The 7,792-nt window shown below is 44.0% G+C and carries 7 protein-coding genes and 1 pseudogene; 3 read left to right on the top strand and 5 right to left on the bottom strand.

Features of this window, described 5'->3' with window-relative positions; translation table 11 throughout:
- Nucleotides 1-402, top strand: a 402-nt coding sequence (locus THEPK_RS11600; RefSeq protein ID WP_052315960.1) for a hypothetical protein, incomplete at its 5' end; no start/stop codon positions are given.
- Between the two features lie 51 nt (nt 403-453).
- Entirely contained in the window at nt 454-885 is a 432-nt protein-coding gene (locus tag THEPK_RS11595; protein WP_042702143.1) for a hypothetical protein, read from the top strand.
- Nucleotides 886-1,425: 540 nt separating this feature from the next.
- Here the strand turns inward: THEPK_RS11595 and THEPK_RS11590 are convergent.
- From THEPK_RS11590 to THEPK_RS13260, 3 genes are all read right to left on the bottom strand, one after another.
- A complete protein-coding gene (locus THEPK_RS11590) occupies nt 1,426-3,927 on the bottom strand; it encodes a DNA primase family protein (RefSeq protein ID WP_042702141.1) in 2,502 nt (833 codons plus the stop codon).
- Nucleotides 3,881-4,438: a bifunctional DNA primase/polymerase gene (locus THEPK_RS11585; protein WP_042702138.1), complete on the bottom strand. Its 558-nt coding sequence runs from the start codon at nt 4,436-4,438 to the stop codon at nt 3,881-3,883. Before THEPK_RS11585 ends, THEPK_RS11590 begins: the two co-directional genes overlap by 47 nt.
- Before the next feature lie 403 nt (nt 4,439-4,841).
- On the bottom strand, nt 4,842-5,045 hold the full coding sequence (locus THEPK_RS13260) for a hypothetical protein (protein WP_156882197.1): 204 nt from the start codon (nt 5,043-5,045) through the stop codon (nt 4,842-4,844).
- 355 nt (nt 5,046-5,400) lie between these two features.
- Here THEPK_RS13260 and THEPK_RS11575 point away from each other — a divergent pair, with 355 nt between their 5' ends.
- Entirely contained in the window at nt 5,401-5,730 is a 330-nt protein-coding gene (locus THEPK_RS11575) for a hypothetical protein (protein ID WP_042702133.1), read from the top strand.
- 40 nt (nt 5,731-5,770) lie between these two features.
- Here the strand turns inward: THEPK_RS11575 and THEPK_RS11570 are convergent, their stop codons facing one another.
- Nucleotides 5,771-7,093: a tyrosine-type recombinase/integrase gene (locus THEPK_RS11570; RefSeq protein WP_232194592.1), complete on the bottom strand. Its 1,323-nt coding sequence runs from the start codon at nt 7,091-7,093 to the stop codon at nt 5,771-5,773.
- 68 nt (nt 7,094-7,161) lie between these two features.
- Nucleotides 7,162-7,792, bottom strand: a pseudogene (locus THEPK_RS12795) (IS6 family transposase); the annotation flags it as partial.

Below are 7,792 nucleotides of genomic sequence, written 5' to 3'. Positions count from 1 at the left end.
GAGATGCGGGAAGATGTTAGGGTGTCTTATGTCATTCAAACCGTAGTGGTGAACAACTGGGCTGGAGTTGTAGCAGAGATAGTTATCGAGAAGAAGAATGCTCCTAAATGGGAACTGGAAGCGGTGAAGAGTATGGAGGCTGAATACATTGGTAGTCTCGGTGGTAAGTTTGAGATAAGAGATGTGTCTGTTAACGAAAGAGTTGGTTCGTACGTGATTAAAGCGGAGTATTCTGGATATCACCCTTCCGGAGTCCCGGTCGAGAGAATAAAAGACACAATTATTGAGGAGTTACTTAAGCTTAGGTTCAGATCTCCGGAAACGAATGAGGACTGGATTGAAGATACATTCGAGGATTTTGACCCCTGGGAATACTGGGAGTTTGTTGAATGGGAGGAATAAAATAAAGGTTTTTATGTTTTAACGGAAATACACATTATGGAGGTTTGGAGAATGAAGAGGATTACTATTGATATGGTAAAAAATGATGAGTTTGGAGAGGGATATGTGTATGGTGTTGAATACACGGAGTATGAAGAGGATGGCGTTGAGATAGTTAAATACAATGTGTATGGCAAATATTTAATGGTAGATGTAGAGGATTGGATTTTGGAGTTGTTTGAGGGCGAGAACTGGGAGAAAGTTAAGCAAATAATGTTGGATTTTGATATTGTTCCGACGGATTTGAAGGTGGATAAGGAGAATAGGAAGGTTATGTTCAATTTTATGATGAGCGGTGAAATGATAACATTTGGTGCGGGTGTTGATATAAGGTCGAGGGAGTGGTGGAATGATGTTATTGGGATGAAGTTAGAAGATATTTGGATGACGGTTCTTTCGGAGTTTGGTCTTTGGGATAAGATGAAAGAAGGTGATAAAGAATGATTGAGATAGAAGAACAATCTGGCCTTAGGATTCTCGGAGTCTTTCAATTTCTAAACTAGTATTAGTATTCACTCACAAAGATTGCGATCGCTGGCCAAAAGAAAAAGATACATCACTCGTCGTCTGCGCATTCTTCAATCAACTTATCGAGTTCATTGCAAGTCTCTCTCCAATTTAAGGTAAACATATCATAAACTAGTTCTGTGAGATCCTTTAACGTTTTTATCTCTCCACGCTGCATTTTTTGCTTAAGGAACTTATTAAGCGTTTCATATTCTGGATCATACTCTTCAAAATATTCACAAATGTAGTAGGGTATGATGCCAACGTGTTAGTGAACGCTTCAATTACTAATTCTGTTTGAAAGTTCCAATATTTTCCTGTTCAAGTCATTGATCTGATCTTCAAAATTTGGAAACAGCCAAGAGCGAAGATATTCTCGTGTCTTTCCAATCAATGCCAATCCCCCAATAACTAAAACTCAGAAATTAAAAATTAAATGTTGATGGTATCATAAAGAAAAAATGAAAAAACGGCAAATTAACCAACAATGCTTACTTCTTTTCCCGAAGTGATGATCTCAACTATCGTGAACCCTATGTTCTTGGCTTTGTTTGGATCCACTAAGTGGTACTTTTTGCCGTCTTTGGTGACTAGCTCCTCCTCCACCAGCTTGTTGAGGGCCTTTGCCAAGTCTGAGTCCGCAAAAGCCGTCATCTGCTTGAGCTCCTCAAAGGTCGCATCCTGCATAGATAGAATGTTCACGATCTCGTTCAAAACCTGCCAGCTAACGTCTTCTCCCCTACTATCTTCTCCTCCCTTGTTGCTCAAGAGCTCCTCAAGGTCAACTATCCTAATCCCTGTTATTACTCTGGGGCGCTTGCCGTTTTCCCCAGTGATCCTAGACTCTTTAACCTCGATCCCTAAATCCTTTAGTTTACGATAAAGTTGCCTGAAGAAAGCATTTTTTGATCCTTTTCCCGAGTAGGGGAATGGAATGTTGTTCTTTTGACAATAAGAGTAAAAAGCATCCCAAATGTCGTCCTTCAAAACATATCCCTCATCGCTCTCAACGTGCTCTCTGATGAAGGCAGAGAGTGGGTCTGACCAGCGGATCCACTCCCTATGAGTCTCTTCAAGGCTCTCGGCGCTGAAGCCCTCCTTCTTGAGCCTTAAGTAGGCTCCAAGAACCATATTGAGAAATCCAGAGAGCTCCTCTTCGGTTGTCAACTCCTTGAGCAGGTTGGGGTTCCTCTTTGAGCCCTCGAACTTGTTGGGGAACTTTATGATGACAAAGCGGCGAAGTGCAGCATAATTGTACTCTGAGAGCTCAGGGAGCTTGTTAGCTGAAAAGATAAGTTTTGCACGAATGTACGGGACTGGGTAGGACTGCTTGAACTTCTTTTCGATCTGTATGGAATCCCCGCCGGTAATTGCCTTGAATGTCTCGATCTTGTCCAAGGGCTGGCTGGGGATGTCCGCGGCAATGTTCGCGAGCTTGCCAACGAGTGAAGCGGGCGCGAAACGGTTATTTTCCAAGTCGTGAAGGGTTAGTGCCGAAATGTTTTCTGATCCATAAAATGCCTTGAGAAGGTTCAAGAACGTACTTTTCCCGTTGGATCCACTGCCAACTAGGAAAATTGCGACTTGGAAGGGCTGGCCGGGCATAAGTGGATAAGTGGCCACTCTCAGCAGGTTTTCGAAATCTTTGGGGGCAACTATCTCCCTCAGGAACCTCTCAATCTTTGGGGCCTTGGCAAGGGGGTCGTACTTGACTGGAAGTTGCCAGAGGAAGGGGTAGTCCGGCGAGTGCGGATAAAGTTCCAAAGTTTCCGGGTCCAAAACCCCGTTCTTGAGGTTAATCAGCCCGCTCTCGTCAAAACGGTAAAATTCTCGAATGCTCACATAGGTTGACCTTTTAACGTATTCAACTACCTCCTCAATGAGGCTCTTTTTGGCTAAGTGGGAAAGCGAGAAGGCCATGAGAATCTTTTGAACCAGTTCTTTAATCTTTTGCTCTCCGTTGAACTTGTACACCCCGTTGTCATAGTAAAGGATCTCTTCAGAGTCCTCAATTGTCTTGAATGTGAACCTGCTCACCAGGAACTCTGCAATGGTTGCGTGGAGGGAATCCTCCTTGTCAGCATCGATGATTTTCTGGAATATTTCTTTCACTTCGTCCTCATCTTCAAGTCCAAACTGCTTTTCAAGGACTTCGAGGTCAAACTCTTCGATCGGCACGTCACTCTCTTTGTCCTCTTTTTTCCCTCTACTACGTGCTTTTTCCCCCTTCCTCAGACTTTTGGAGGGGATGTTGAGAGTAAAAAGATCCATTTTTCTTCTGATGTGCTCTTGGAGCTCTCCAAACCACTCGTTGAATTTCTCAGATCCAAATTGCTCCCGAATATGGCCAAAGAAGTAGTTGATTTTCGACGGCTTGAAAGCGAAGGTTGGACCGACCTCTTGGGCCGGAATCACTACCCTGTTCTCCTTCACGATGGAGACCAAGAACTTCTTTTTGCCAATTTTCTCGATTTTGAGCCAGCCAAAGGCCGGCTCATCATCTTCATCATCTCTCTGATCGTCCATAGGCGGATCCAAGGGTATCCAGAGGATGTTCCGCTCCATTTCTCTGCCCTTTTTGTTCAGTTTAATCCCAAGGGCTCTTGCGAGTTCTGAGAGCTTGTACACGCGGTTATTATGAAAATCCACGCCAAGGTACGTGTTCCTGTAAATCGCGAAGGACGGGTGGACGTCTGGTGGATGGAACGGGCAGTGAAGGAGAACGTAGTCGTCCGTTTCTTTCACAATTCTGTCCTCGAGGTGATCGAGGATTTTAGCCAACCACCGCTCAAGAATGTCCTTTGAGACTAACGAGCTCTGTTCATTGGCCTTTTTCCTAATCTCGTCTTCAAAGCCAAAAAGCTCTGAGACTATTTGCGGGTTCTCGAAGATTTGAAGGAGAATCTCCTTGAGGTGATCGAGGTTCTTGATCTCAAGGATTTTTGTTCGGATCCTCGGGCAGGTGTGAAACCCACTCATAAGGCGTGCCACTTGGGTGGATCGAAGGAGGGACGACGAACTGTCGGCCAGTGCCTAAGATCTCGACGACAGTTACCTCGGCCTTGTCTTCAGTTCCAGGGACTAACAAACCGGGGTCAACATCAGACTTCCTTAGCACGACTTTTTTCGAGAAGTTGAGAACTTCTGGGTTGCTTGACCTGAAGATCAAACGCGGCGCCTTTGAGGTCGTGTGAGCAAGTGCTCCCAATTCAATGGCCTTTTTGGAGTTGTAGCCGGCGATCTTGGGCTGGTCCACGTCGATAGCGATGATTCCTGAAACCTCGCCCGCAAGCACGCCAACATTGAGTTGAGGGGTTTTCTTAAGCTCTTGGATTGTTCTTTCGTTTGAATACTCCTCGCTCCCCCACTTCTCTGGGTTAGCCCAGTCAGCCCAGTAGGGCCTTTTCTCTCCTGGTTTAAGTGGGATAACCTTCCACCCTAACTTTGAATACTGCTCAATCAGGGCAAGCTTTTCTTGAACTGAGGCCATATGGATCCCCCCATAGCCTTATGTTTGGGAGGAGAAATTAATTGTAGCTGATCCAACGGGGGAGAGTAAGATGTCCGGGATGTCCAAGCGATTCGCATTTAATTCCCGTTTTTTGGTAAATATGGGTGGAATGGTGGGTGCGAACCCTCGCTCACACCACTTCAACAAAAAATTAATGCAAAAAACATTGGACATCCCGGGCATATTGGACAGTGCACATTAATGCCTTGTACTGTACATTGAATTGTTTGCCTGCTGTTCGGTAGGAGCTTACGGGTACGCCAACATTTTTGGCTTCAGCTTAAATCGAAGTTAATGACCCGTGAATTTATTGCCCAGAGTGAGCGCACAGGTAAGCTGTGTTTTTCATTAACTAAAATAAAATAAAAGAAAGAATATTTTTTCAGGAATCCAGCAGACAGTCCGCCGTAAAGAACGTCTTAACTGCAACTATTAATGATGTATTGTTGTAGTACACTCGAACTCCGGTAGTGGGCGTTTCGCCCAATACGGCTTCGATGAGGCTTGCTTCACTGATTCTGCCTCTTCTCATTAGTTCCATCTCGACAAACAGGATAATGAGCTTTTTGGCGTAATCATCGGGCATTGTTTCTAGGCTTCTTCGTCGTTTTACAAGTCGCCCCAGTTCCCGGTTGGTACAGGTTCGCAGATGCAGTTGGTTTGTTGGGATTCGGTATTCGACCACCATCCAGTATTCAACACATTTAGTGTTCATTTGAGGGTCCCTCCAGAAGAACACATGAATGGTCAATATTGAAATTAGCTGATGAGAACCATGACTTCCCCATGATTCACATAGGACACAAAGAGTCACAGAAAAATCGTTCACGTTTGATGCATCGTTTCCAGTTAAAATTAAGGTGACGTTTTAATGAAAAACTTTTTCACTAATCCACAAGGCTCAATATTACCTTGGCTGTTTTAAGCTATGGTGACGCATTGTGGAGAAGATACTGGCGTACCTAAAACTGAAATCATATGCAGCCAGCAATAAATGGCGGAAATATGCACTTGATTTATTGAGCACAGAGAGCATAACAGAAAGACGCAGACTGAATGTTGAACTTTCGTACACTTTGGGAAAAATGGCCGCGTACCGGGAAATTGAAGCATTTATTAACAGAGATTCCTCCATCCAACCAGAGCTCGAACAAATGGTAGAGAACATCTTAACTGAGGCAACATTTGAGTGGAAACTAAGTAAACTAAAGCAAATTGTAGCAAACCCTGAGGGAAATGATGCCAATTTTGACAAACTTATTGAGAGCTAGACATCTCAAAAAAGGAAAAATAAGGAAAAGTACCCCCAATTCAAGGGCGAAGATAACTGTAACGAAGATAGCTGTATCTGAGTTGTTGATAAGCTTGGAGTTGATAAGACTGGAGAAGATCGCTGAGTCTGCGGAGTCTCCAACCCCATGGTTGCTCTATCCATAATTTTGTTAGGTTGTGATGACCCTCTTTGCTTTCTTTCTCTTTTTTATTCTCCTCAATGATACCCAGCATCTCCCTTTGACTTGGCGTGAGAACACTAATGTCGTAATAAAGTTCTCTGTAATATTCCCACATCTCTTGAGGACTTATCTTGGCATAGTTCGTTCTGTGAACGTCATTGGATGGTCTGTGTCCGGTTATTTTCCTAGCTACTGCCAGTACTCTATCGTTAAAGATTCCTTCCTTCTCGGCTTGACGTTCCCATATCTGGATAAACAGCTTTCTGAAGAACTTGAGATTAAACCGATGTATGCCATCACTTACGACAAAGTTCAGATTAACTTCTGGATCTCCTATCTCCCTGCTCATTTGGATTATCTTATGTAAAAATGTATCTTTCAGGCTTTTCTTTCCAGGCTTAATGAAGAGATATCCATCCTGTTTGAGAATCTCGTCCCTATTGTTTTCAATGTAGAACCTTAGTGCTTTCTCTGCTTCTTGTGTCATAAATGCGATTGTTACGCCAGATTTCACTCCACGTAACTTTCCTTCCTTCGTTTGGTTAGCTGAGAAGATGATGCTATGTGTCTCAAAGTCTATGTCACTCATTCTGAGCTGCGCAATCTCGCTCACTCTCCTGCCAGTACTGAATAGTAACAGTGCAAATACGATCGCCTTAATGTATCTCTTCATGGGAAGTCTTCTCAGCTGGAACAACAATTCAAGTCTCCTGAAAAATTCTCTTGCATCCTCGAGTTGTAGGGTTGGGGTGTTTGCTTCCTGTTCTTTTTTCCTACCTTCATTTGCTCTCCTCAAAGGAGCTCTCAATACATCTATCAATACCTCCTGAGCTCCCAATCGCCTCAACACCAGAATCACTGCCTGTAATCTCTTGACAATCGATGAGTTGGAGTATCCCGTTTCCATTAACGCGTTTACATACCCTATGAGAACCTCTCTCGAAATCACATACTCTTCATTATCCTGTGGGGCCTTTATTTTACCACCAAATACGACCCGCCCATCCTTTACAAACCCCAAGAACTGCCACACAAACCTTTCAAATTCTTTCCGGGAGGCTTCTGAAAGCTTATGGGTAGATGCATAGTCCGCTAGTAGCTCCTCGATGTCACTGCTCTTAATAAGATACCGGAGATTGTCCGGTTGATATTGGAGCTGGACAAGTTCATCACTGGCCATGTGGCCTCCCTCAATTCCAGATTTGCGAAAAAAGGTATTTAAACATAGTGTAGGATTTACAGATACTGTTAGGATAACTGGGGCATCACCTCCTGAAGCCATTCAATAACATCACCCGGAGGCCTATCAAACCTAGAATGAATTCTGACAAAATTATACCAGAAGGCAAACAGAAAAACAAACCTATGAACCCTCCTCCAGTCCTCACTCCTGAAATTATTCCAGAAACGCTTCGTCCTCTCCTTCAACGTCCTAAACCAACGCTCAACACTGTTCCTCGGCCCAAAAGTCACATGCAGATAACCCAACCCCAGACTCTTAAAAGCAGACTTATACCAGCTAGCCCTGTCAACCAGAAAGACGGGCTGCCCTTCACAGGACTTCAAAACAACCAGGATGAAATCCCTGGCAACCCACCAGTTTCTAACAGTTGTAATCCAGACTGCTAAAACTTCCTTGCTCTCAACGTCAATTGCAGCCCAGAGGTATCTTTTCTTCCCGTTGATTTTTATTACTGTTTCGTCAACTGCGATGAAGTTCCGCTGTTTTTTGACTGCGAGGATTTTTGGCTTGTAAACTGCTTCTGCGAGTTTTTGGACTGCCTCCCCAGACTGTTACGTGACTGATTTTGAGGATTCTGGCGGTTTTGCCGGTAACTGAGGCCTCGCAGGTATAATTCTACTCCCCTGATTTTCTTTT

Origin of the sequence: Thermococcus sp. PK, assembly GCF_000430485.1 — an archaeon.
In the GTDB taxonomy this organism is placed as follows: domain Archaea; phylum Methanobacteriota_B; class Thermococci; order Thermococcales; family Thermococcaceae; genus Thermococcus_A; species Thermococcus_A bergensis.
The sequence above is the reverse complement of the archived record's forward strand: the minus strand, read 5'-3'. Positions and strand labels throughout refer to the sequence as shown.

What these genes read in the sequence shown, in the direction of transcription:
- THEPK_RS11595 (WP_042702143.1), top strand. Translation starts at nt 454, where the DNA reads ATGAAGAGGATTACTATTGATATGGTAAAAAATGATGAGTTTGGAGAG.
- THEPK_RS11590 (WP_042702141.1), bottom strand. Translation starts at nt 3,927, where the DNA reads ATGAGTGGGTTTCACACCTGCCCGAGGATCCGAACAAAAATCCTTGAG.
- THEPK_RS11585 (WP_042702138.1), bottom strand. Translation starts at nt 4,438, where the DNA reads ATGGCCTCAGTTCAAGAAAAGCTTGCCCTGATTGAGCAGTATTCAAAG.
- THEPK_RS13260 (WP_156882197.1), bottom strand. Translation starts at nt 5,045, where the DNA reads ATGCCCGATGATTACGCCAAAAAGCTCATTATCCTGTTTGTCGAGATG.
- THEPK_RS11570 (WP_232194592.1), bottom strand. Translation starts at nt 7,093, where the DNA reads ATGGCCAGTGATGAACTTGTCCAGCTCCAATATCAACCGGACAATCTC.